Genomic DNA, 23606 nt, shown 5'->3' with positions numbered 1-23606 from the left:
CGGCAGGTCTGCTCAGGCCGGTGCGGGCTCCGTCCGTGCGCGGGCCTTCTCCAGGCCGCGCACCAACGGCGGCGCGGCGAGCCCGAGCAGGACGAACAGCGCCGCGAGGACCAGCCAGCCGGTTCCCGCCGCGCCGACGATCAGGGAGGTCATCAGCCACGGCCCGGCGAACTGCTGGAACCCGCGCCCCAGGGAGAACACCGCCTGGTACTCCCCCTGCCGGCCCGCCGGGGCGAGCCCGAAGGACAGGCCCCAACTCGCCGACGCCTGGAACAGCTCGCCGAGGACGAGCACCAGCGCGCCGCCCAGCAGAGCCGCGCTGTCCAGGAGCGCGCCGTGCCCCCCGCTCACCGCGAAGAGCACGCAGGACGCTCCCAGCGCCCACCCCGCCCAGCGCAGCATACGTGCCGCTCCCGCCGGGGTGCGGGCGCCCCTGCTGACCGTGACCTGGAACAGCAGCACCAGGACGGTGTCCAGGATCAGCAGTCCCGACACCAGCAGCGCGGGCGCGTCGGTGGCGGTGACGATCCACAGCGGCAGACCGACCGTCAGCAGCGGGTGGTACAGCTCAAGAGCGCCGCACACCAGCGCGACCGCCACATAGCGCACGTCCCGCAGCGCGGCGCTGCGCAGTACCCCGCCCGGCGCCTCGGCGGCGGTGGCGCGGGGTGGGGCGCCCGGGGGCAGCCGCATCCCGAGCAGCACGGCGACGGAGACCAACTGGAGGGCGGCGTTGGCGAGGACCGTGGCGTACAGGGCGGTCGAGGTGTCGGCCGCGATGGCCGCTCCGGCCAGTGCGGCGCCGCCGAGGAAGCCCAGGTTGAACAGGCTGCGCATCTGCGCGCTCACCCTGACCCGCTCCGCCTCGCCCACCAGCGCGTCGGTGAGCGACGCCTGGAGCGCGCCCGCCGAGGTCTCCAGGACCGCGATGGCACAGGCGACCGCGAGGAATGCGACGAAGCCGTCCACCAGGCAGTACGCGGTGAAGCCGACGGCCGCGAGCAGGAAGTTGACGGTGAGCACCCGTCCCGCGCCGAGCCGGTCCGCGAGTCGGCCGATGGGCACGGTGCAGAGCAGACCGCAGAGCCCGGCGACCGACAGGGCGAGGCCCACGCGCTGGGCGGGGATGCCGATGGTCCGCGTGAAGAACACAGCGCTGGCGGTGAGGAACACCCCGAGCCCCAGGGACTGGATGAGCGTGAGGACGCCGAGTCTGCGCGCGTTCCCGGCGGCCGGGAGGGTCTCCCGGAACCACGCGCGCAGCACGGCGCCGTACCGGCGGTCCTCAGCCATGCGTCTCGGCTCCCTCGGCTCCCTCGGCCCGCTCGGTCCGCAGCCCGTACACCTCCATCGCCGTGTGCACGGCGGCGCGCACCCCGGCGGCGCTCCGCCCCCGGAACCGGAAGATCCCGCAGCCATCGTCATAACTGCCGGGCCCGGTCATGACCTGGCCGATCGCGGGCAGGTCCTGGTGGTAGACCTCGGGGACGGCCGACCCGGGCGAGGTACGCTCCACGACCCGTCCGGGCAGCTCGCGCGGAGCGGGATAGATGAGCCAGCCGCCGGCCCGGTGTCCGACCGGTTCGGAGGGCTGCCACAGCGGGGGCAGGCCCAGCGCCGCCCGGAACGCCTCGGCGAACAGGTCGATGCCGTAGAGATCGACGTGCAGGAACGGCACCTGCGCGCCACCCGGCCGCAGCCCGACCTCCAGGAACACCAGCTCGCCCCCCGGACGCCGGATCGCCTCCAGGTGGAAGGCGCCGTCGCGCAGCCCGAGCGCCCGCAGACAGCGGTCGGCGAACGTGGTGAGCTCGTCGCGCTCGGGGCCCGGGTCGAGCAGGACCGAGCCGAGCGGGCGGCCGTGTGCGTAGTCCAGGCAGGTGTGGACGTACTGGGAAGCGGTGACGAAGTGGAGGCGACCGGAGCGGCGGACACCGTCGACGTGGAAGATGTCGCCTTCGACGTACTCCTCGCACTCGTACGCCTCGGGGTCGACTCCCTTGAGAGCATCGCGCAGTTCGTCGGTGCTGTGGACGACCGTGACCCCCTGGGAGCCCGCCGCGGCGCGCGGTTTGAGGACCAGGGGCGGACCGCCGAGGGCGTCGACGACCGTTTCCGCCGAGGGGGCGTCGTCGAGGCGCCGGAACCGGGGCACCCGCAGTCCGGCCGCGCCCACCGCGCTCTTCATGGCGGGTTTGTCCTTGAACCGCTCGACCAGGTCGAGACCGTAGCCGCCGCGGACACCGAGTGCGGCCGAGAGCCGGGCGGCCGTCAGGATGTCGTACTCGGACTGGCCGAAGACGGCCTCGGGCGTGCCGTGCCGGTCGGCGATCTCCCGGACGAGGGGCAGCAGGTCGTCGTGGGCGAGGCTGTCGCGCACATGGACCTCGGTCGCCCCGTCCTGGTCGAGCGCGGGCAGCCCGCCGGGCGTGGTGACGTACACCATCCGGCAGGGGTGGCCGTCGAGGAAACGGTGGTATTCGCCGAATTCGTCGCCGGAGCGGTTGAGGACGAGGTACAGGGGTGTGGTCCGGTCGGTCACGCGTCCGCTCCCGGTCGCAGGGTGTCGGGCAGGCAGGCGTCCAGATCGGCGGCGCTCACCCGGCCGAAGCCGGGCGCGGGCCGGTCCCGGTGGGCCGGGGTCCTGGCGAGGAAGGTTGCCGCGCGAGGCTCTCCGGCGCCGCCGAGGCCCTGCCAGACGCGCTCGGCGAGGTCCGGCATCACCGGGAAGGCCAGCAGGGACAGGCCCTTGAGCCACCAGTGGGCGCCGTCCTCGGCGGCGTGGGCGACCGCGTCGTCGGCGCACCACCGGTCGAGCGCCGCGACCGCGCGCCGGGTCGAGACACGCGCGCCGTCGAGCGCCGCGGACTGCTCGGCGAGCAGGGACTCCAGGAGCTCGGCGACGGCCGGGGCGGGCGCCTGCGGCGGCCCTTCGGGCAGCCGGCTCCAGGCGGCGTCGATCCGCTTGCCGAGGCCGTCGGCGAGCGTGGCGTTCGCGGTCCGCAGGAAGTCCGCCGTCTCGAAGCTCGACGCCTCGGACTCCAGATCGGCCCCGGCGAGGTGGTACCGGACGGTGTCCACGCCGATGGCGGGCGACGCGGCGATGTCCGCCGCCCAGACGGCGTGCCGGGCGCTGGTGGAGAACTTGCGCCCGGCCAGCCGGTAGAAGTTGTTGATCAGGCATCGGTCGTACGGCTTCATGTCGCCGTGCAGCAGGCTGGTGCCCACGATGGAGACCAGGGTGGGGATGACGTTGTCGATCCCCAGGGTGGTGAGGGTGGTGACTCCGGAGTCCGGGTCGAAGGCGTTCACGCCGGTACCGGAGAGCCGGCCGTGGACGGCGCCGGCGAGGCGGGCGAACATGAAGATCCCGGCGTACGGGAAAAGGGCGCGCGGCACGTCCGGCTCGGCTCCGGGCAGCGGAACCCCCCACGTCTGCGGGGCGCTCAGCCGTACGGTCAGGCCGTCGCGCTCCAGGAAGCGCGCCACGGTCTCGCGGTAACGGTCGGCGACCCCCAGGTCCACCAGCGTGGAGTCCAGCAGGTCGCGGTCGGGCAGCCGCAGGAAGAGACTGGAGATCTCCCGCCAGGTCAGCGGCCCCTCGTCGAGCAGGGGGCGCGGCTCGACGACCGACTCGGGCAGGAAGTGCGCACTGCACTCCTCGCAGAAGTAACTGGCGATGCCCGCACCGCACTCGGGGCAGCGGCCCTGGAGCCAGCCGCCCACCACCCAGCGGTCCGACGCCGGGCAGTGGGGCACGCGCTCGGTACGCGTCAGCACCGCGCCCCGGGCCGTCAGCCGCTCGATCGAGGCGGCGACCTCCTGCTCGAACTGCTCCCGCCAGGGCTCCTGATCGGGGACGATGAACGCGTCCACGCCGATGCGCATCGCGGCCAGGTCGTCCTGGATGCGCTGCCCGTAGCGGGCGGCGACCTCGCCGGGCGTGGAGTCCTCGGCGTGCGCCCTGAGCGACACGTACGACTCGTACACATCGCTGCCGGTGATCACCAACGGCAGGTCGCCCCGGACCCGCAGATGCCGCGCGATCATGTCCGACCACAGGAAGGGGCCGCCGATGTGGCCGAGGTGCAGGGGGCCGTTGGGAGTGGCCTCGGGCGGCACCAGGAGGTAGTGCCGAGGGGTGTGGGTGCCCCCGGTCAGCAGGCTCATGTGCGCGCTCTCCCGTCTAGCAGGTTCAGTGCGTCCTCGGCCATGGCCGGGGCGAGTCGGTAGCCGGAGCCGGAGCCGCCGATGGCCATGACCACGCCGTCGCCGACCGTGTCCACGACCGGCAGATGGCCGGGGGTGAAGCAGTCGCTGAAGACCCGGCCGCCGAGCAGGTGCGGCAGGAATCCCGGTACATGCCGGGCGAGCAGGTCCCGGGCGAGTTCCCGGTCGCGGGTGTCGATGGCGAGCGGTTCGTCGGGGCCGCGGTCCCAGTCGGGCGAGGTGATGCTGAAGATCCAGTGGCCGCCGGGGCGGTGGGGCAGCAGGAAGGCGTCGGCGTCCTCCAGGACGAGTGCCGGGGCGCCCGCAGGGGGCGGCGTCATGATGTGGAACGCCACCACCTTCTTGACCCGGGCCCCGCGCTCGCGGGCCGCCGCCGCCACGGGGCCGTCGAGGACCCAGGGGCCCGGCGCGAGGACGGCCTGGGCGGCGGTGATCCGGCTGCCGTCGGCGGCGACCAGTTCGACGCGCCCGCCCGTACGGCGTACTTCGGTGACCCGAAAGCCCTCCAGGAGGACGTTGTCCGGGCGGCCGAGGACCTCGTCGAGAAGCCGGTCGGCGAGCCATTGGGGCCGGCCCGCCGTCATGGGAGCGGTGGCCAGCAGGACTTGGTCGTCGCCGTGCGAGAGCCCGGGGAACATCCGGTCGAGAAGGGCCCGCTGCTCTTGGGTGACAGGGCGGGTGCGGCCGCCGTCGGCCATGGTCGCGTCGAGGGCGGCCGCGTGCTCGCGCGCCACCAGCCAGCGGACGTCCACCGGGGCGCGTCCGGCGTCGCCGAGTCCGGCCGAGAGCTCGTCGAAGAGCGCGGTGCTGCGGGCGGCCAGGGCGCGCTGGGCCGGGTTGTGCCCCGTGGGCGTGTCGAACCCGGCCGAGAGACGGGTCGCGCCCGCCCCCCGTCCGGCGTGCGTGATCACGACGACGCGGCGGCCCGGATCCCGGCGCACGGCGTAGTACGCGGCGAAGGCACCCACCGCCCCCGCGCCGACGACCGCGAGGTCGTAGTGGGGCGCCTCACCGGCCCCCGTGGTGCGCTCACTCATCGGTCGCCGACCACCAGAAGGAGTAGATGACCAGTTCCTCGCCCTGGTCGGCGAAGATCTCATGGACGCTTTGCGAGGCGAAGCCCACCAGGGAGCCGGGCCCGACGAGCGACCGCTCGCCGTCCACCTCCAGGGTGCCGGATCCGGCGTGGACCACCCAGATCTCCTGGACCGCGTGCTGGTCGGGCGAGCTGGTACCGCCCGGCGGCACGGTGAAGCGGGCCGCCTTGAACGGCACGTGCGGGAAGACCGACCGGGCGAAGTCCGCCTCGGCGACGGTCACTCCGTCGGGTTCCACCTCGGTCGGACCGAAGGGGACCAGGGCGCCGAGCGCCTCGGGCTGGAACCGCGGGACCTGACGAGCGGTCATACCGGATACCTCGTCTCACCGAGCATGCTGTTGAGGATGACCGCGCTGCGCCAGGGGAGCAGGCTGAGGTTGGGATCGGCGACGCCCCAGGAGTGCCGGGCGCCGTTCTGGAGGTAGATCCGGTTCTCCGCGGGCCCGTCCCATGCGACCGAGAAGTCGTCGCCCACGACGAGCATCCCGCCGTCCCGCCGCAGCCGCGCCTGCAGCGGAGCCATGAACTCCGGCAGCTCGTAGGCGTATCCGGTGCTCAGGATCACGATGTCGGCGGCGAGCACGGCGGGTGCGTCCGGGCCCGAGGACTCGACGACGAGCTTCCATTCGTCGGGGCCGCCCTCGATCGCGGTGACCGCGCAGTCCGCCAGGAAGCGCAGCCTGCCGGGGTTGTTCTCGATGAACTCGTCGCGGTAGCTCAATCGGTAAATGTCCTGGAGGACTTGGAGGTCGATGCCGTCGCTGGTGTACTTCTGCCGCTCCAGGAGACGGACCTTGTGGTCGGCGGGCAGCGCGTGGAAGCGGCGTACGTAGTCGGGCGTGTAGAGGTCGTTGGCGAACGGTGAGTCGTCCATCGGCAGGAACGACGGGCGCCTGCTGACCCAGGTGATGCTCCGGGGCGCCGCGCCGGCCGCCAGATGGCGCACGATCTCCGCGCCGCTCTGGCCGCCGCCGACCACGACGACCCGCTGTCCGGTCACCTCGGGGGCCCGCAGCAGGAACTCCCCGGAATGGAAGACGGTGGGGCCGAGGAAGGGGCGGAACGGAGTGGGTACGGACGGGGTGAGCCCCGTACCGAGCACGAGGTGACGTGCCGTCACCTCGTCTTGTGCGGTGCGGAGATGGAAGGCACCGTCGTGGAAGTCCACGCTGTGCACGTCCGCCCCGAACGTCAGGCTCGGCAGCCGCCCGGCGACCCACTGGAGGTACTGGTTGAACTCGGAGCGCAGGACGGCCGGGAAGTCCGCGGCCAGGAACCGGTAGAGCCGGCCCTCACTCGCGAGGAACGACAGGAACGAGAAGGGGCTGGTCGGATCGACCAGCGTCACCAGGTCCTTGAGCAGTGAGACCTGGAGGGTGGCCTCGGGCAGAAGCAGTCCGGGGTGCCAGGAGAAAGTCTCACGGCGTTCCAGGTGGGCGCCGCGCAGCCCTTCGACCGGATGCGCGAGCGCGGCGAGGCTCATGTTCGCGGGGCCGACGCCGACGGCCGCGTAGTCGAGTATGTGTGCGTTCATGGTGGGAACCGCCGGCTCAGGCCGGGACGACGAGGTCGCCGAGCGCCTGCCAGCGGTCCAGGGCGCCCTGCGGCGAGTCGGCGGTGAACAGGGCGTGTCCGAGGCGCGAGCGGCAGTCCTCGACGCCCGGGATGGTCTCACCCGGTGCGAAGTACACGGCGGTCTCGGTGACTTCGGGCAGTGCCTCCAGCTCGGGCCACCCGGTGAGCTCCCGGTACGAGGAGCGGCCCGCGGCGGTGAAGAAACGGATGCCGGCGCTCGCGGCTTGCGGCCGCGCGAAGGCACCGGCCGCCTCCAGGCCGACGCCGAGCGCGGTGGCGACGGCCACCCTGGGCAGGCTGACGCCCGTCACGAGCCGCAGCAGCTCCACGATCCGGTCGCCCGGAAGCCGGGCGCCGATCTCGATGAGCACCGGGCCGTCGGCGGTCACACGCAGTTCGCAGTGGAAGGGGCCGCTGGTGATGCCGACGGCCCGGACGACGTCGCCGACGTACGCCTCGACGTCCTTCAGGGTGGCGTCGTCGACGAGCGCCGGGGTCAGGTGGCCCAGCTCCACGAAGTCGGGCTCGGGGCCGAGCAGCGTGCGGCTGAGGGCGACGACGGTGACCTCGCCGCTCTCCAGGACATAGCCGTCGGCGCTGAACTCGGGCCCTTGGACGTACTCTTCGACGAGGACCCGGTGCTCGTGCAGCTTGCCCATGTCGGGCTCCGGGTCGGTCACGAGCCGCTGGAACGCGGCGGTGAGCTGGTCGAGGTCGTCGGCGCGGCTGACGTGGATGCTGCCGGAGCAGGCGACCGGCTTCAACACGCAGGGGAAGCCGACCCGTTCGGCCGCGGCGCGCAGTTCGGCGTCGGTGGTCGCCTGGGCGAAGCGCGGGGTGCGCAGCCCGGCCTCCGCCACGGCGGCTCGCATGACGCTCTTGTCCCGGACCCGGTCGACGGTCGCCACGGGCAGACCGGGCAGGTCCAGGGCCGCGGCGACGCGCGCGGTCGCCGTCACGTAGATGTCGGAGCCCGGCAGCACGGCCTCGAACGGCTCGGCCCGGTGCAGTTCGAGGACGGCCGCTTCGAGGGCGGCCTGGTCGTTGGTCTCCACCGTCAGCACCGAGTCGGCGGCCGCGCGCACGGCGTCGGAGAGCCGGCGGTCGCCGGAGTCGGCGGTGGCGACGACGACCCGCAGTCCCATCTCGGCCGCGACGCCGATGAGCGTGGCGCCTCCGGAGGAGGCGGGTTCGACCACCAGAACGCGGGCAGGACGAAGTGCATCTGTGTGCGGCAAAGCGAAATCCCCCGGGGTGCAGCTGTTGGACCGGACTCGGATCGCGGTCCTGGTCGTGATCTTTCTATCCGGGCGTCTTGGTCCCGGTCAATGGATCACCGCAAAATCGTCTGCGAGAGCGAGCCCGGGCCGAACATTTTCCGGAACGGGGGCCCCGTCAGTGTCAGTTCGACTCCCGGAAGCGACCGAACGCCTTGGTGAAGGTGCTCAGCGGCGCGACGTCCCCTCGGCCGGCCGGGCACGGGCCAGGTATCGCCCTGCTCCACAAGGAACAGCACTCTCTCGCGGCCCGGCTCGCGTGCTCCTGACGACAGAATCGCGATCGCGCATCCCCGAGCACCTGCGGCGCGACCCGGTGGCCGGGTGGTCTCGCGCACCAGCGCGGTGCACCCGTACGCCGACTGTGCGGCAACCGTGGGACCCGACCTGCCGCGGCAGTCCCGCAGGCCGGCAGGAGCGGTCGCGTGTGGCAAGAATGACCCCATGCACATGGTGATCGCGGGTGGACACGGAAAGATCGCGCGCCGGCTGACCAGGCTGCTCTCGGCACGCGGCGACAACGTCACAGGGTTGATTCGCAACCCGGACCACGCAGACGACCTGCGCGCGGACGGTGCGGAACCGGTGGTGTGCGATCTGGAGCACGCCTCGGTGGACGAGGTGGCCGGCCACCTTGGCGGTGCCGACGCGGCACTGTTCGCGGCGGGCGCCGGACCGGGCAGCGGCGCGGCCCGCAAGCAGACGGTGGACCGGAACGCGGCCATCCTCCTCGCAGACGCGGCCGAGCGCGCCGGTACGCGCCGCTTCCTGGTGATCTCCGCGATGGGCGTGGACAGCCCGCCGCCGCCCGGCACCGACCCGGTGTTCGCCGCCTACCTGAAGGCCAAGGGCGAGGCGGACGCCGACATCGCCTCCCGTCCGGGACTGGACTGGACGATTGTGCGCCCGGGCACGCTGACCGACGACCCCGGTATCGGCCGCGTCACGCTCGCCGAGCACACCGACCGCGGCCAGGTGCCGCGCGACGACGTGGCTGCGGTGCTCGCCGCCCTGCTCCACGAGCCCAGGACCGCCGGCCGCATCCTCGAGCTGATCAGCGGATCCACCCCGGTCGAGGAGGCGGTGCGCGCCGTGGCCGGCGGCTGACGGTACACCCTTCGAGCACCAGTCGATCGGCTTCGCCTTCGGGTACGTCGAGGCGATGTCGGAGAAGGCGCACGTCGCGGAGGCCCCGGAAAGGCTGGGAGGATGGACGGGAGCGACGAAGGAGGCCCGTCATGAAATCCGGAGCCCCTGATTACGACGCCTGGTACTCGCGCACACCCTCGCAGGCCGAGGGCGAGCGGGACGAGACGGGCGAGCGCACCGCAACGGAACGGCACCCGGACGTCCCCCGGAGCGAGCCGTCCCAGGCCGAGGGCGAGCGGGGCGACGACGCTTAGCGCCACCTGGGCGAACCACCGCTGCACCCACCGGAAGGGCAGCCTTCCGCGGGGCAGCGCCGGGCGTCCACGAACTGGTCGGTCTCTCCCGCGGCCTGTTCGGCACTCCGTACGTAGTCGAGATCTTGCGCCTGGCCATGGACCACATAACCGCCGCGGGGCCTACAGGGCCGAGGCCGGATACCTCAACGTGTGCGGCGGCCTCCCCAGTCCAAGGCGCCGCCACGTGAGGACGCGCTGGAGCGTCGCATACCTCGGAATGGGCCTGCCCTCCGGCCTGTCCAGCATCGCCCGCTCGCCCCTCCTCACCTCCCTCCAGCGCGTGCGACACGGCCGTCTGGGAGGCGCGGACCTGGGCACCCGGTGCTGGTGCGCGTGACACGGATCCGCGGCGGACGGGAGGCCCGAGATGTCTGCGGAATCGGCCAGAACGATCGCGCTCCCCGCCGGTGAGGAGATCGCGGCGCTCGGGCAGGGCACCTGGTACCTGGGCGAGGACCCGGCCCGGCGTGAACAGGAGATCGCCGCACTGCGGCTGGGCGTGGACCTGGGGATGACCGTCGTCGACACGGCGGAGATGTACGGCGACGGCGCAGCCGAGGAACTCGTCGGGGAGGCCCTGCGCGGACGCCGGGAAGAGGTCTTCCTCGTCAGCAAGGTGCTGCCCGGACACGCCGACCGGAAGGGCACCGTCGCCGCCTGCGAGGGCAGCCTGCGCCGGCTCCGTACGGAACGGCTGGACCTGTACCTGCTGCACTGGCGGGGACGGTGGCCGCTCGAGGAGACCCTGGCCGGATTCACCGACCTGATGGAGGCGGAGAAGATCCGTTACTGGGGCGTGAGCAATCTGGACGTGGCCGACATGAGCGAGCTGACCACCCTCCCCGGAGGCGATGCCGCGGCCGTCGACCAGGTGCTGTACAACCTCTCCCGGCGCGGCATCGAGTGGGACCTTCTCCCTTGGTGCCGCGAGGCCGGGGTGGCGGTCATGGCCTACTCCCCGATCGAGCAGGGGCGGCTCCTGAAGGCCGAGGCACTGGGTGCCGTGGCCCGGGCCCTCGGAGCAACGCCGACCCAGGTGGCACTCGCCTGGGTGCTGGAACAGGGGGTGGCCGCGATCCCGCGTTCCGGATCACCCGACCACGTCCGGGAGAACAACGGCGCAGTGGATCTCCACCTTCCCACCGAGGCGCTCGACGCCCTCGACGAGGCGTTCCCGCCACCCGGCGGGCCCACGCCCCTGGAGATGCTCTGAAGGAGTTGACAGGATGACGCGCCCACTCGTCGTCGGCATGGGGGGTTCGCTGCGCACCCCGTCGACCAGCCTCACCGCACTGAGTGTGGCGGTCGAGGGGGCGGCCGACGCGGGCGCCGGCACCCTGGTGATCGACCTCAAGCGGCTGGCTCTTCCGTTCTACACGTCCGAGGACGGGGCCCCCGCCTCCGCCCGCCGGCTCGCGGACACCGTTCAGGCCGCCGACGCCCTGCTGTGGAGCAGCCCGACCTACCACGGGTCGGTCAGCGGCGCGTTCAAGAACGCGGTGGACTGGCTCGCCCTCCTGGCCGACCACGACCCGCCCTACCTCAGCAACAAACCCGTGGGGATGCTGACGACCGCCGGTGGAGTGCAGGGCCTGCAGGCGATCAACGCGATGGAATTCATCGTGCGGTCGCTGCGCGGCTGGGCCGTGCCGCTGGTGCTCGCGGTCCCGCGGTCCTCCCGGGTCTTCGACGGCGACGGACGCCTCACCGACCAGGCGGTCGCGGACCAATTGCGCGGCCTCGGCGCGGAGGTGACCAGGGCGGCCCTGCAGTTCCGGGCGGAGGGTACCTGCGACTACGCGCAGGAGCGGCCGTCCGGGGCCGTCCGTGACTGACCCCGGCCCTGTCACGCAGGGGGCGCCGGGGTCGTGCTTCCTCGGGGCCCGGTCCGCTCCACGGGCCGGCTCTCGCCGCGCGCCCCGGAGCGCCCGGGTGGGAAGTGCGGCAGCACATGTTCGGCCAGTTCGTCGATCACCTCGGCGACCGGACGGCGGCTGTGCTTGAAGTTGATCATCAGCTGGTCGATGCCGATGCCCTGCCAGGCCCGCATCATCGCCAGGAACGACACCCGGCCCACCGAAAAGCCCTGGTGGATGCGCCGGGGCAGGGCCAGCGGGTCCTCGGTGAGGTCCAGATAGGTGGCCTGCGCGAACGGCTTGAACCCGTCGCCGTCGCCCCGGGTCAGCTCCCGCCACCGCTCGATGTTCTCGGCCTGCTGCTGGAGCGGCGGGGTGTAGTACAGCCAGCCGTCCGTGTTGTCGGCGATCCACCGGACGTCCTGCCGGCCGCGTCCCGTCATCAGTACGGGGATCCGCCGGTACACCGGCTTGGGCAGCAGATCGGTGCCGCGCATCCGGCCGAGCGGCGATTCCACGTGCGGGAAACGGTGCTCGAGGACGACACGAAAGTACTCCAGCGACTCACGGAACCTCTCGGCCCGGCCGCCCAGGTCCTGACCGAAGGCCGGGAACTCCACGGGCCGGTCACCGGTGGCCACCCCGAGCAGGAGCCGTCCGCCTGACAGCTGGTCCACCGAGGCGGCCGCCTTGGCGGTGTGCAAGGGATGCCGCAGCGGCATGACGATGCTGGCGGTCCCCAGAGTGACCGAGGTGGTGCGGGCACTGAGCAGCCCCAGGTACACCCAGGGGTCGAAGACCTGCCCGGCGTCCCCGAAGCTCGGGTCCAGCAGCGGCACGTCACGGACCCACACCGAGGCGAAGCCAGCCCGCTCGGCGTGCTGGATCCGCTCGATGTGCCCGGCCAGGGACGGCACGGGCCCTTCGAAGCCCTCCAGGGGCGTGATGGCACCGACGGTCATCCTGCCGCCGGGATACGCCCTGGCCATGGCCGCGTGCTCGGAGAACGGCCGCTGCGCCCCGCCTTCGACGTCCACCGGTGCGCCGGCTGAAGGAACTGCCGATTGCGTCATGCGATCCTCCGGCGATTTCATGCCGAGTCCGAGTCCGCCTCGGACGGATCTGCCAGTCGGAGATGACCCGCACGTCACGGAGAAACGGCCCCTGCGAGACCTCGGCCTCGATGTCGCCAGAGGTGCCCGGGACGCACGACGTCCGCCCCTCGACCAGGGTGAAGGTGGCCGCTGTGAGTCCGGCCGTTTCCGTCTCCTTGAGGGCGCCGACCTCGTCGGTCATGGCTCCTTCTAGCCCGGGGCGCCGACGAGAGCCTCGAAGTCCCGGGGCAGCTGGGACATCACCTGGCGGAACTCGCCGTCGCTGACCGCGTCCTTCAGGGTGCTCAGCTCGGCCCGTACGCCCTCGCGGGCCTCGTCCGGGCTCACCCCTGCTCGCTGGCTCACCCGGTTGATGAACTCGTCGAGTCCGAAGCGTTCGGCCTCCGGAGTGGGGGAGACCAGCGGTTCCTTCATCGGCTTGGGCAGTTCGGACGCGAGGTCCTCCGCCTCACCCCTGGTGAGCCGCTCGGCCAGGGTTGTCAGGGTGGCGCGGGTGAGGGGCTCCGCCTTCTCCGGGGGGACGGGGGCGCGCCGGGTGATGGTGTCGAGGAAGGTGTTGTAGTCCATGAGCCGTTCCCTTTCCGAAGCTTTGCCACTGCCTGGGGTCGGACCTGAGACAGCCGCCGAAAGGTGCGTCGTGCGTGTGGGGCGACGGGCTGATGCGCGTCACGCTGCATGCGCCTCAGCAGGGGCCATCTCCATGCTCCGGATGTAGGCCACGCCCTGCCTGCTCCCGACGGGCGGAAAAGCGGCGGGCTCCATGGACCTCGGAGCGCAAGTCCAGACGGTTCCGCCCGATCTCCTCGCGCCAAGGCGACGTTCGCGTCCCGACAGCCGCCAAGCGAGCCGGGCGACGCCGGTCCCCGGAGTCAAGCCCCGTCGAACGGGCCGAAGGGGCTCGTTACGCCGGACATGCCGCTGTCCATGGCGCCCGGGGTCAAGGTCGGCTCACAAACCGGGATCATCGAACTGGTCGAGGTCGAACTGGTCGAGAAGGAAGTCGACCGGTGCGAGGCCCGAGGCGGTGGATTCGCCGTCGTGAAGAAGCTGCTCCGTCCAGATGACCTTGCCGCGGGTCGTGTACCGCGTTCCCCATCGCTGCGCGAACTGCGCCACCAGAAAGAGCCCCCGCCCGCCTTCGTCGGTGGTCGCCGCCCGCCGCAGGCGCGGCGAGGTACCGCTGCCGTCCGAGACCTCGCAGATCAGACAGCGTCCGTGCAACAACCGCACGCCGATCGGCGGCGAGCCGTACCGGATCGCGTTGGTGACCAACTCGCTGACGATCAGCTCCGTGGCGAATCCGGTCTCCTCCAGCCCCCACTCCCGCAACGTCTCCCTGCAGCGCGCCCGCACCGAGGGAACCAACGCCGGATCGGGCGCCACGTCCCACTCGGCCACGCGCGAGGGCGGGAACACCCGGGTACGTGCCGTCAGCAGCGCGATGTCGTCGGAGGGGCGTGACGGCTTCAGCGCGTCGATCACCGCCTGACACATCTCCTCCGGGGTGCGGTTCCCGGACCCGCCCAAAGCCCGGCGCAGCCTCTCCAACCCGACGTCGAAGTCGTGGGCGCGGTTCTCCACCAGACCGTCGGTGTACAGCACCAGTTGTGAACCCTCCGGCAGGGACACCTCGGCGCTCTCGAAGGGGTAGCCGCCCAGACCGAGGGGCGCCGAGACCGGCACCCCGAGGCAGGTGACCGTCCCGTCCGGGCGCACCACCACCGGTTCGGGGTGTCCCGCACGAGCCATCGTGCAGGTCCCCGCCACCGGGTCGTAGACCGCGTACAGGCAGGTCGCTCCCGTCACCGCCTCCCCTTCGTGGCCCTCCATGGCATCACCGCTGTTCTCCTCGTTGTCCATGCGCACGACCAGGTCGTCCAGGTTCCCGAGCACCTCGTCCACGGGCAGGTCCAGGGTGGAGAAGTTGTGCACAGCGGTGCGCAGCCGACCCATCGTCGCCGCCGCGTGCAGCCCGTGACCGACGACGTCACCCATCACCAGCGCCACGCGCGCACCCGGAAGCGGGATGACGTCGAACCAGTCCCCGCCCACCCCCGCCTCCGAGGGCAGATACCGCCAGGCCACCTCCAGCGCGTCCTGCTCCGGCTGTCCCCGCGGCAGCAGACTGCGCTGCAGCGCCACCGCCATCGCGTGCTCCCGGGTGAACCTCCGGGCGTTGTCGATGGCTACCGCCGCCCGTACGGCCAGTTCCTCCGCGAAGGTGACATCCTCCGGCTCGAACGCAGGGGAGTCCGCCGTCCGGTAGAAGTTCGCCACGCCCAGCGGTACGTTCCGCGCCTGCAGCGGCACGGCCACCAGCGACCGCAGCCCGCCCTCCAGGGCCTTCCGGGCACGCTCCGGGTCCTGTTCCCGCCAGCCGTCTGCCCGGCGCAGGTCGGTCTCCAGCATCCCCCGCCCCTCCTGCAGCGTCCGCATCTGCGGGGTGCGGGGCGAGAACGCGATCACTTCGTCCAGCGGATACACCGGCATCATCCGCTGTTCGCCGCCGATCGCCGCCCGGCGCAGATGCCGCCAGCCCCCCGCCGTCGGCTCCCACCCCCGCAGCACCGCGTCGAGCAGATCCACCGTCACGAGGTCGGCGAACTGCGGCGCCGCCACGTCGGCCAGTTCCTGGGCCGTATGCCTCACATCCAGCGTCGTCCCGATCCTCACCCCGGCCTCGTACAGCAGCTTCAGCCGCTCCCGCACGACCTCGGCCCGACCCGAGACCTCCGCCAGCTCCGTGGTGTCCCGGAGGGTCACCACGCTGCCTCCGCGGTCGCCCTGCGGGTACGTCGGCCGTTTGTTCACCGCCAGCAGTCGGTCCCCCGCGCGAAGCACCTCGTCGGTGACCTCCTCCCGCGACGACAGCAGGCTCATGACCGGCTCCGGCAGTCCCAGCTCCCGCACCGAGCGCCCCCGCACGTCAGCCGGCAGTCCGAGAAGCCGCGTCGCCTCGTCGTTCGCCAACAGCAGCCGTCCGTCGGAGTCGGTGATCAGCACCCCTTCCCGCACCGCGTGCAGGACCGCGTCGTGGTGTTCGTACAACTGTGCAAGCTCCACCGGAGCCAGGCCGAAGGTCTGCCGCCGCAGCCGCCGGGACACCAGCGTCGTTCCCGTCACGGCCAGCGCCAGCGCGACCGCGCCGCTGGCCAAGATGATCGGCAACTGCGGCAGCCACAGCCCCACCACGTTCTTGACCGTGATTCCGGCGGAGACCAGGCCGACCACCTTGCCGCGCGAGTCGGTCACCGGGACCACCGCCTGCACGCCCGTCCCCCGGCCCGTGGGCAGAGGCGGCCCGCCGGCCTGCTCGACGACGGTACGGCCCTTCAGGGCCGGTGCGATGGCGCCGACGAACTTCTTCCCGATCTCCCGCGGATAGGGGTAGGTGTAACGAATCCCCTTCGTGTTCATGACGACGACGAAATCCATGCCTGTGCGCTTGCGCGCCGCCTCGGCCCGCGGCTGGAGCACCGCTGAGGGGTCCCGGCTCTGCAGTGCCGCGGCCACGCCGGGGGCACTCGCGAACGACTGGGCCGCGATGACCGACTCCCGTCGCCCCTGCTGCAGAGCGTCATTCGCCGCCTGGAGCACCATGCCCACCACCGCGGCCACCACCAGCAGGACCACGATGACGACCTGGAGGAGGAACACCTGACCGGCCGCACTGCGCAGGGCGCGACCTTTGCGCGAGCGTCCGACGGGTGGATGACGTTCCGGGCTCAGAGGGCGTCCGGAGAATGCCTCCATACACCCTTGATAGCACCATTGTGGGCAAGCCGACGCTGATCCGATCCGTCGCGCGGCTGCCGCGTCGCAGCAGCACAGGGCGTCGGTGCAGGAAGGAACGAGCTGATGAGCGGGGGCAGGGCGTCGAGAGCAGATACCCCTCGGCGCCGCATCGCCGGCGAGGTCGTCTGCTCACCGGGAGCAGACCCAGCCGTAACACGGCTTCCAGCCACCTACGCGGAGCGCTCCGGAGCCCCGGGGCGCCCACAGCGGACGGCGACGGCCGCGATGTCGTCATCAAGCCGTCCCCCGCTGTAACGGAGTCGGTCTCGGTGAAGCCGGTCCAACCGAGGCTGATGGAACTATGGAAGTCCCCCTTTCCGGCCTGGTGACCTGGCGGCGGGAAGGGACGCGGCCTCTTCGTGTTGTCGGGTTCGGCCGGGCGGCGGTAGGCGATGTGAACCGCCCCGTGATCGCTGAGCGAGGGCAACCGCACGGCACTGGCCGGGGCGTCTTCCGCTACGGCGTCGAGCGACGATCGCCTGGCTCCGCGGCTGTTCTGGTCCCTCGACTCACCTGATGACTCACCAGGTGAGTCGAGCGATCCAGTCAGCATGGGGCCCGGACAGTCATCCGCGGGCGAAGGCATGCCGATGTACACTACGGGCGCCCCTGACCTGCAGAAGCCGGCAGGGAGCCGTCTTCCAGGAGTTCAACATGCTGCGCACCATGTTCAAGTCCAAGATCCACCGAGCCACCGTCACCCAGGCCGACCTGCACTACGTGGGGTCCGTGACCATCGACGCCGATCTGCTGGACGCCGCCGATCTTCTGCCCGGCGAGCTCGTGCACATCGTGGACATCACCAACGGCGCCCGCCTCGAGACGTACGTCATCGAGGGCGAGCGCGGATCCGGCGTGATCGGGATCAACGGTGCCGCCGCCCATCTCGTCCACCCCGGCGACCTCGTGATCATCATCAGCTACGCCCAGGTGACGGACGCCGAGGCGCGGGCACTCGCCCCCCGGGTCGTGCACGTCGACCACGACAACCGGATCGTGGCCCTGGGCGCCGACCCGTCCGAGCCGGTGCCGGGCTCGGACCAGCAGCGCAGTCCGCAGGCCGTCGGGGCCTGACGGACGCACCCGCAGCACAGGAGGAGCGTGTCCATGAGCGACCCGGAGATCCGCGACGACCGGGCGGCAGGCCGGCTGGAGGCCGTGTCCGGCGGCGAAGTCGTCGGCCGCATCGAGTACTTCGTGCTCGAAAGCCCCCGGCGTGCGCTGGTGCCCGTCCACACGGTCGTCGAGCCGGCCCACGAGGGCAAGGGCATCGCCGGTTCGCTCGCGCGCGAGCTGTTCGCCCTCGCCGGGCGTGAGCACAGCGCGGTCGCCTCGCTCTGCCCGTACGTCACCAAGTGGATCGAACGCCACCCCGACGAGGCCTCCCCGGCCGATCAGGACCTGCTGGCGGCGGCAAAGGACTGGCTGAGGGCCCACCCCGGCCGCTTCTGACCCCGGTTGCTGCTGACCCGGGCCACCGTCGCCACCCCAACGCCCTTACCTCCACCTGGTCCCGTCACCGTCCTGCGCGGGAGTGACTGTCGAGGCGGCGGCCGGGTAGGCGGGGAGAAGTCCAGAGCCGGAGTCGTCCTACTGGCTGGAGGACCTGATGACGAACCCGATCCCCGACCCCGTGCCGCCCGCGCCCACGCCGGGCCCGGATCCGCAGCACCCGGATCCGCACCCCGACCCCGTGCCGAACCCGCAGCCCCCGCCCGGCCCGGAGCCGACCCCGCCGCCGCCTGCGCCCACCCCTCCGGCGCCCCCGGGCCCCGGCCCCGTGCCGGGCCCCGACCCGTCTCCGATCCCCCCGGGACCGGAACCGGTGCCGAACCCGGAGCCCGGGCCGCCCCTGTCCTGAACCCGGGTACGCGTGCGGGGCGGTGGACGGCCTTTCCTGCCGTCCACCGCCCCGCGCCGCTGCGTCGGCGGCGCCGCCTACGCGGAGGTCTCCGACCGGTCCCCGCCCCACAGGGTGTGGAACGAGCCGTCACGGTCAACCCTCCGGTACGTGTGCGCACCGAAGTAGTCCCGCTGCCCCTGCGTCAGGGCCGCCGGCAGCCGCTCCGCGCGCAGGGCGTCGTAGTAGGCGAGAGCCGCGGCGAAGCCGGGCGTCGGCACACCCTGGCGGGTCGCGGAGACCAGCACCTCACGCCAGTCGTCCTGCGCGTCCGCGATCTCCTGCGCGAACGTCGCGTCCGACAGCAGGCTCGGCAGGTCCGGCCGGGCGTCGTACGCGGCCCGGATCCGGTCCAGGAACGCCGCACGGATGATGCAGCCGCCCCGCCACAGCGCCGACACCGCACCGAGGTCGATGTCCCAGCCGTACTCGTCGCGCGCCGCGTCGATCTCGTGGAAGCCCTGCGTGTACGACACGATCTTCGACGCGTACAGGGCCTGCTCGACCCGGTCCGCGAACGCCCGGGCCTCCGCCTCGCTCAGCGGCTTCGCCTTCGGGCCGGCCAGCTCGCGCGAGGCCTCCCGCAGCGCCGCGTGGCCCGACAGGGAGCGCGCGAACACCGCCTCGGCGATACCGGACACCGGCACGCCCAGGTCCAGCGCGATCTGCACGGTCCAGCGGCCGGTGCCCTTCTGCTCCGCCTGGTCGACCACGACGTCCACGAACGGCTTGCCCGTCTCCGCGTCCACGTGCGACAGCACCTCGGCCGTGATCTCGATCAGGTAGGAGTCGAGACGGCCCCGGTTCCAGGTCCGGAAGATTTCCGCGATCTCGGCGGGGGAGTACCCGGCGACGTCCCGCAGGAGCTGGTAGGCCTCACCGATGAGCTGCATGTCGGCGTACTCGATGCCGTTGTGCACCATCTTCACGAAGTGCCCGGCGCCGTCCGGACCGACATGGGAGACGCACGGTGAGCCGTCGGCCGCCTTGGCCGAGATCTTCTCCAGCATCGGGCCCAGCGAGTCGTAGGACTCCTTCGGGCCGCCCGGCATGATGCTCGGCCCGTTCAGCGCGCCCTCCTCGCCGCCGGAGACGCCCATGCCGACGAAGTGGATGCCCTGCTCGCGCAGGTCCCGCTCCCGGCGCCGGGTGTCCGCGAAGTGCGCGTTGCCACCGTCGATGATCATGTCGCCGGGCTCCAGCAGCGGCGCGAACTCCTGGATCACCGCGTCCGTCGGCTCACCGGCCTTGACCATCACGACCAGACGCCGCGGCCGCTCCAGCGCCGCGACGAAGTCCTTCGCGCTCTCGCACGCGACGAACTCCCCCTCGTCGCCGAACTCGTCCACCAGGGCGTGCATGCGCGCAGGCGTCCGGTTGTGCACCGCGACCGTGTAGCCGTTGCGGGCGAAGTTGCGGGCGAGGTTGCGGCCCATGACCGCGAGACCCGTGACGCCGATCTGCGCTGTACTGCTCATTCGGTTCGCTCCTAAAGACCTCGGTATCGGTGCTGCTGGTGGGGCCCCACCAGCATGCCCCCGTCGACCATCCTGACGTGCCGCTACTTCGTCCGCACGCGCGGGTCGCACGACGTCGCGCAGGCTGATACGGACGAGAGCCCCGACGCACTCAGCCGAGGCATGCGTCCCCGCGCACGCCGCACCCGCGCACCGGGTGCCGTACACGGTGCACCGCCGGGGCGCACGTCGCGCAACAGGGGCCTCATACCGGCCATTTGGGCTCCCGGGCGGCGAAAAGCCGTCTTGTTCTGGCCGGTTCGCAGCGCTTACTTTTGCCCCTCCTGACGCATGTCTAGGGGGGCTTTCGATGGCCGTACGCGGCCGGCACCGCCGGTATCAGCCGAACAGGATCAACCGCGCCTCACTCACCGTCACGGCGGGCGGGGCGGGCATGGCACTGCCGTTCATGGGCACCGGCGCCGCCCAGGCGGCGGACATGGACACCTGGAACAAGGTCGCCGCCTGCGAGTCGACCAACAACTGGAGCATCAACAGCGGCAACGGCTTCTACGGCGGACTGCAGTTCACCCAGTCCACGTGGGAGGCCTACGGCGGACGCGCCTACGCGGCGCGCGCCGACCTGGCGAGCAAGGACCAGCAGATCGCCGTCGCCGAGAAGGTGCTCGACGGGCAGGGCCCGGGCGCCTGGCCCATATGTTCCGTACGGGCCGGACTGACCCGGGGCGGCGGTGAACCCGACATCCGGCGGGCCACCGAGCGCACGAAGCAGAGGGAAGCGAAGCGGGACACGAAGAAGAAGACCTCCATCGAGGAGGTACGGCCGCAGTCCACGCCGCAGTCCCGGGCGGGCAACGCCGAGATGTACACCGTGGTCCGCGGCGACACCCTCTCCGGCATCGCGGACGACCAGGACGTCCGGGGCGGCTGGCGGGGCCTGTACGCCGCCAACCGGTCGGCCATCGGGTCCGACCCCGATCTGATCGTGCCCGGCCAGCGCCTCGCGCTGCGCGGCGAGGGCGCCACCCGGACCCGCCCGGCGCACAAGCCGTCGGCGAAGCCCACCACGAAGAAGCCGGCCCAGGACCGGGTCACGGAGCGGTCGAAGGAGCGGACCCGGGACAAGAGCGACGAGCGGGCCGGCCGGTCGACGGCCACCCGGCACGGTCTGGTCGCCCCCGTGAGCGCCTCCCTCGGGACGCCCTACCGCAAGGCGGGCTCCTCCTGGTCGAAGGGCTACCACACCGGCATCGACTTCCCCGTGCCCACGGGCACGTCGGTCAAGTCGGTCGCGGCGGGCAGCGTGGTCAGCGCCGGCTGGGGCGGCTCGTTCGGCTACCAGGTCGTCGTCCGGCACGCCGACGGCCGCTACAGCCAGTACGCCCACCTGTCCGCGATCTCGGTGCGCGACGGGCAGTCGGTGAGCGCCGGCCAGCGCATCGGCCGTTCCGGTTCCACCGGCAACAGCTCGGGCCCGCATCTGCACTTCGAGGTGCGGACGGGGCCCGGTTTCGGCTCGGACGTCGACCCGGTGGCGTACCTGCGGGCCGGCGGCGTCACGATCTGACGCGTATGCGATGCCGGTCGACCGTGGGGAGCGGGACGAACGGGATGTCGTAGAAGGGCACGTAGGGGAGCGGGCGTTCGTCGGCGGCGGCCGGCGCCGCCGGCTCCCCGCTCCCGTAGTCGGCATCCGTACCCGTCGCCCCGGCGGCACCCGGCACCAGCACGGCGGCCGGTGCCGGTACGCGCACGGCGGCGGGCGACCTCGGCACGGGGGCGAGCAGCGCCGCCGCCGTCCCGGGTACCGGCACGTCCTCCGCGAGCGGCCGACCACCGGCACGCACCGCCCCGGCCGGCCCGGGCACACGTCCCGGACGCTGCGGGAGCCCGTCCAGCGGCCCGGGCAGGGCCGCAGCGCTCTCCGCCGCCCCGCCCACCGACTCGGGCAGATCGCGCACGTCCGTCTCGTCCGACTCCTTCGCGGAACCCGGCACGGCCGCCGGCTGCTCGTGCGTGAGGCGCTCCGTGGTCAGCAGGATCAGGCCACCCGCCGCCACCACACCGCAGCTCAGGGCGAGCGCCGTCCCCGTCGTGCCGTAGCGGAAGGTTTCACCGAACATCGTGATGCCGATCGCGGCCGCCACCACCGGGTTCACGACCGTCAGCGTGGCCAGCGGCGCCGCGAGGCCCGCACCCCGGTAGGAAGCCTGCGACAGCAGCATGCCGGCCGTGGCGAGGACGCCGATCACGGCGAGGGAGGGCACGTCCGCCGCCGACACACCGCCGGTCCAGTCGACCGCGACGGTCTTGGTGAACACCGAGGACATGCCGAACGCGATACCGGAGGCCGTCGCCAGCAGCAGGCTGCGGACCGCCGGATGACGGTGCGCCGCCCGCGCGGCGGTCATCAGCGCCACGACGACACCCGCCGTGGCGACGGCGACGGCCACCCGCTGGGTCGTGTCCAGGGACCGCGCGTCGGACGCGGCGACCAGGGACAGCAGACCGGCGAGTCCGACGGTCGCCATGATCGCGCCCCGCCAGGCCGTGGCACCGGCCCTGCGGCCGACGAACAGTGCCGCCATGGGCAGCGCCAGCACGATGGTCAGCGCACCGAGCGGCTGCACCAGGCTCAGCGGACCGTAGGCCAGCGCCACCACGTGCAGCAGTCCACCGAGGCCGTTCAGCGCGACCGCCGCCCACCAGCCCGGCCGGCGCAGCGGCGCGTACTGCTCACCCGGCGAGGTCTCCGCGACCCGCTCCTGCACGATCGCCCCGCCCGCGTAGGCGAACGCGGAGACGACGGACAGCAGAACGGACAACGCGAGGGCGCTCATCGGCTGCTCCTCTGCGGGAGGCGGGGGCGCTCGGCCCGGCGCGGCGAAAGGTCGGCTTTCATGACCAACACCCTGCCCTGTCCGGGTGTTCCCGTCGTCGTCCCTGAGCACTCATTGGGTCCTACTGCCGATGGAGTACGAAGGGACCCCCGTCATCCCCAGGGTGGGGGAGTCCGGGCGGGGGCCACCGGGTCACGTCCCTTAGGGGCCTTGGTACTACTGCTCTTCGTGGACCTCGACCCCGAACTCGCGGCGCTCCGCCCGCTCGCCGGCTTCTTCGTGCTGCGCACGGGAGGAGCACCGGGCGGGTCTCTTCCCACTCTCGCACAGGCGTACGCCGCCGCGTCACCGGACGTGTCAGGAAATCCGCTGATTTTTCGTGTTCGGAAAGTGGCGACCGCCCTGCGGGTCCCGGAGGCGCGGGTCGCCGCGTCCCTCACTCACCAGGGCCTCGCGGCCCGGCTGTGGTCGATCGCCCTCGGCTGCGCCGCGCTGTACGGCCACGTCCCGGACCTGGACGCCCGGTTGCTGCACTGGGACGCCGACGGCAGCGCCCCCGACGACCTGTGGCTCACGGCCGTGAGGCCCCTTCCCGGCGACGCGCCGACGGTCGCGGGCGTCGTCCTGCGCGGCCACCTCGTCCCCCTGGCGACGGCCCTGCGCGCCCGCCACGGCCTCGCCCCGGGCCTGCTGCGCGGCAACGCCGCCTCCGCGCTGGCCGGCGCTGCCGGGGAACTGGACCGCTGGGCCCGGCGGCACGGCCGTACGGACGCCGCCGCCCGGGCCCGTTCCCTGGCCGCCGAACTCCTCGCGCACCCGCTGCTCGACGGCACCGGGACCCTCACCGGCACCGCCTTCCGGCGCCGCAGCTGCTGCCTGTACTACCGGGTGCCCGGCGGGGGCGTCTGCGGCGACTGTTGCTTCACACGGCCTCCCCGCTCTTCCCCGCGCGCGCCATCTGGGTGACCATGAAAGGGAACGGCCGCTGAGAGCAGG

Annotated in this window: 20 protein-coding genes and 1 pseudogene; 8 read left to right on the top strand and 13 right to left on the bottom strand. The window is 72.4% G+C overall.

Annotated features, from left to right (window positions below; genetic code table 11):
- Nucleotides 1-12: 12 nt before the first annotated feature.
- The 7 genes from ACFZDI_RS14765 to ACFZDI_RS14735 are packed head-to-tail and all read right to left on the bottom strand — an operon-like array spanning nt 13 to nt 8103.
- Nucleotides 13-1293: an MFS transporter gene (locus ACFZDI_RS14765; RefSeq protein WP_391250626.1), complete on the bottom strand. Its 1281-nt coding sequence runs from the start codon at nt 1291-1293 to the stop codon at nt 13-15.
- Entirely contained in the window at nt 1286-2542 is a 1257-nt protein-coding gene (locus ACFZDI_RS14760) for an acetyl-CoA carboxylase biotin carboxylase subunit family protein (protein ID WP_391250623.1), read from the bottom strand. The genes ACFZDI_RS14765 and ACFZDI_RS14760 overlap by 8 nt, the downstream gene beginning before the upstream one ends.
- Nucleotides 2539-4170, bottom strand: a complete 1632-nt coding sequence (locus ACFZDI_RS14755; RefSeq protein ID WP_391250620.1) for a class I tRNA ligase family protein — start codon at nt 4168-4170, stop codon at nt 2539-2541. Before ACFZDI_RS14755 ends, ACFZDI_RS14760 begins: the two co-directional genes overlap by 4 nt.
- The gene (locus tag ACFZDI_RS14750; protein ID WP_391250617.1) at nt 4167-5267 is read right to left on the bottom strand and encodes an FAD-dependent oxidoreductase; all 1101 of its coding nucleotides are present in this window, start codon (nt 5265-5267) and stop codon (nt 4167-4169) included. Before ACFZDI_RS14750 ends, ACFZDI_RS14755 begins: the two co-directional genes overlap by 4 nt.
- Nucleotides 5260-5637, bottom strand: a complete 378-nt coding sequence (locus tag ACFZDI_RS14745; RefSeq protein ID WP_391250614.1) for a cupin domain-containing protein — start codon at nt 5635-5637, stop codon at nt 5260-5262. Before ACFZDI_RS14745 ends, ACFZDI_RS14750 begins: the two co-directional genes overlap by 8 nt.
- Nucleotides 5634-6863, bottom strand: a complete 1230-nt coding sequence (locus ACFZDI_RS14740) for a SidA/IucD/PvdA family monooxygenase (protein ID WP_391250611.1) — start codon at nt 6861-6863, stop codon at nt 5634-5636. Before ACFZDI_RS14740 ends, ACFZDI_RS14745 begins: the two co-directional genes overlap by 4 nt.
- 16 nt (nt 6864-6879) lie before the next feature.
- Nucleotides 6880-8103, bottom strand: a complete 1224-nt coding sequence (locus ACFZDI_RS14735; protein ID WP_391250608.1) for an ATP-grasp domain-containing protein — start codon at nt 8101-8103, stop codon at nt 6880-6882.
- A gap of 522 nt (nt 8104-8625) precedes the next feature.
- Here ACFZDI_RS14735 and ACFZDI_RS14730 point away from each other — a divergent pair.
- From ACFZDI_RS14730 to ACFZDI_RS14715, 4 genes are all read left to right on the top strand, one after another.
- Nucleotides 8626-9288: an NAD(P)H-binding protein gene (locus ACFZDI_RS14730; RefSeq protein ID WP_391250605.1), complete on the top strand. Its 663-nt coding sequence runs from the start codon at nt 8626-8628 to the stop codon at nt 9286-9288.
- A gap of 131 nt (nt 9289-9419) precedes the next feature.
- The gene (locus tag ACFZDI_RS14725; RefSeq protein ID WP_167545802.1) at nt 9420-9584 is read left to right on the top strand and encodes a hypothetical protein; all 165 of its coding nucleotides are present in this window, start codon (nt 9420-9422) and stop codon (nt 9582-9584) included.
- A 409-nt stretch (nt 9585-9993) separates the two neighbouring features.
- Nucleotides 9994-10839: an aldo/keto reductase gene (locus ACFZDI_RS14720; protein WP_391250602.1), complete on the top strand. Its 846-nt coding sequence runs from the start codon at nt 9994-9996 to the stop codon at nt 10837-10839.
- 13 nt (nt 10840-10852) lie between these two features.
- Nucleotides 10853-11461 (top strand): NAD(P)H-dependent oxidoreductase, encoded by a 609-nt coding sequence (locus ACFZDI_RS14715; RefSeq protein WP_391250599.1) that lies wholly within the window; start codon nt 10853-10855, stop codon nt 11459-11461.
- Between the two features lie 11 nt (nt 11462-11472).
- Here the strand turns inward: ACFZDI_RS14715 and ACFZDI_RS14710 are convergent, their stop codons facing one another.
- The 4 genes and pseudogenes from ACFZDI_RS14710 to ACFZDI_RS14695 all read right to left on the bottom strand — a co-directional run bounded on the left by ACFZDI_RS14710 (nt 11473) and on the right by ACFZDI_RS14695 (nt 16350).
- Nucleotides 11473-12555 carry a TIGR03571 family LLM class oxidoreductase gene (locus tag ACFZDI_RS14710; protein WP_391250595.1) on the bottom strand — a complete coding sequence of 361 codons (1083 nt, stop codon included), beginning with the start codon at nt 12553-12555 and terminating at the stop codon, nt 11473-11475.
- Between the two features lie 55 nt (nt 12556-12610).
- Nucleotides 12611-12778: pseudogene (locus tag ACFZDI_RS14705) on the bottom strand (hypothetical protein); the annotation flags it as partial.
- Between the two features lie 8 nt (nt 12779-12786).
- Entirely contained in the window at nt 12787-13164 is a 378-nt protein-coding gene (locus ACFZDI_RS14700) for a DUF2267 domain-containing protein (protein ID WP_391250592.1), read from the bottom strand.
- Between the two features lie 381 nt (nt 13165-13545).
- On the bottom strand, nt 13546-16350 hold the full coding sequence (locus ACFZDI_RS14695) for a SpoIIE family protein phosphatase (RefSeq protein WP_391250589.1): 2805 nt from the start codon (nt 16348-16350) through the stop codon (nt 13546-13548).
- A gap of 696 nt (nt 16351-17046) precedes the next feature.
- Here ACFZDI_RS14695 and panD point away from each other — a divergent pair.
- The gene (panD, locus tag ACFZDI_RS14690; protein WP_361123867.1) at nt 17047-17466 is read left to right on the top strand and encodes an aspartate 1-decarboxylase; all 420 of its coding nucleotides are present in this window, start codon (nt 17047-17049) and stop codon (nt 17464-17466) included.
- A gap of 33 nt (nt 17467-17499) precedes the next feature.
- Nucleotides 17500-17844, top strand: a complete 345-nt coding sequence (locus ACFZDI_RS14685) for a GNAT family N-acetyltransferase (RefSeq protein WP_361123870.1) — start codon at nt 17500-17502, stop codon at nt 17842-17844.
- Nucleotides 17845-18330: 486 nt separating this feature from the next.
- On the opposite strand, the gene gndA is transcribed toward ACFZDI_RS14685, so the two are convergent.
- Nucleotides 18331-19770 (bottom strand): NADP-dependent phosphogluconate dehydrogenase, encoded by a 1440-nt coding sequence (gene gndA, locus ACFZDI_RS14680; RefSeq protein ID WP_391250584.1) that lies wholly within the window; start codon nt 19768-19770, stop codon nt 18331-18333.
- Between the two features lie 349 nt (nt 19771-20119).
- Here gndA and ACFZDI_RS14675 point away from each other — a divergent pair, with 349 nt between their 5' ends.
- Nucleotides 20120-21337 carry a transglycosylase family protein gene (locus tag ACFZDI_RS14675; RefSeq protein ID WP_391250581.1) on the top strand — a complete coding sequence of 406 codons (1218 nt, stop codon included), beginning with the start codon at nt 20120-20122 and terminating at the stop codon, nt 21335-21337.
- Here the strand turns inward: ACFZDI_RS14675 and ACFZDI_RS14670 are convergent.
- Entirely contained in the window at nt 21327-22610 is a 1284-nt protein-coding gene (locus tag ACFZDI_RS14670; RefSeq protein ID WP_391250578.1) for a DMT family transporter, read from the bottom strand. The two genes, ACFZDI_RS14675 and ACFZDI_RS14670, sit on opposite strands and share 11 nt — an antisense overlap.
- A 210-nt stretch (nt 22611-22820) precedes the next feature.
- Between ACFZDI_RS14670 and ACFZDI_RS14665 the strand changes: the two genes are divergently transcribed.
- Nucleotides 22821-23576: a (2Fe-2S)-binding protein gene (locus tag ACFZDI_RS14665; protein ID WP_391250574.1), complete on the top strand. Its 756-nt coding sequence runs from the start codon at nt 22821-22823 to the stop codon at nt 23574-23576.
- Nucleotides 23577-23606 lie beyond the last annotated feature (30 nt).

This window comes from Streptomyces sp. NPDC007907 (genome assembly GCF_042959365.1).
Taxonomy (GTDB): Bacteria; Actinomycetota; Actinomycetes; order Streptomycetales; family Streptomycetaceae; genus Streptomyces; species Streptomyces indiaensis.
The sequence above is the reverse complement of the archived record's forward strand: the minus strand, read 5'-3'. Positions and strand labels throughout refer to the sequence as shown.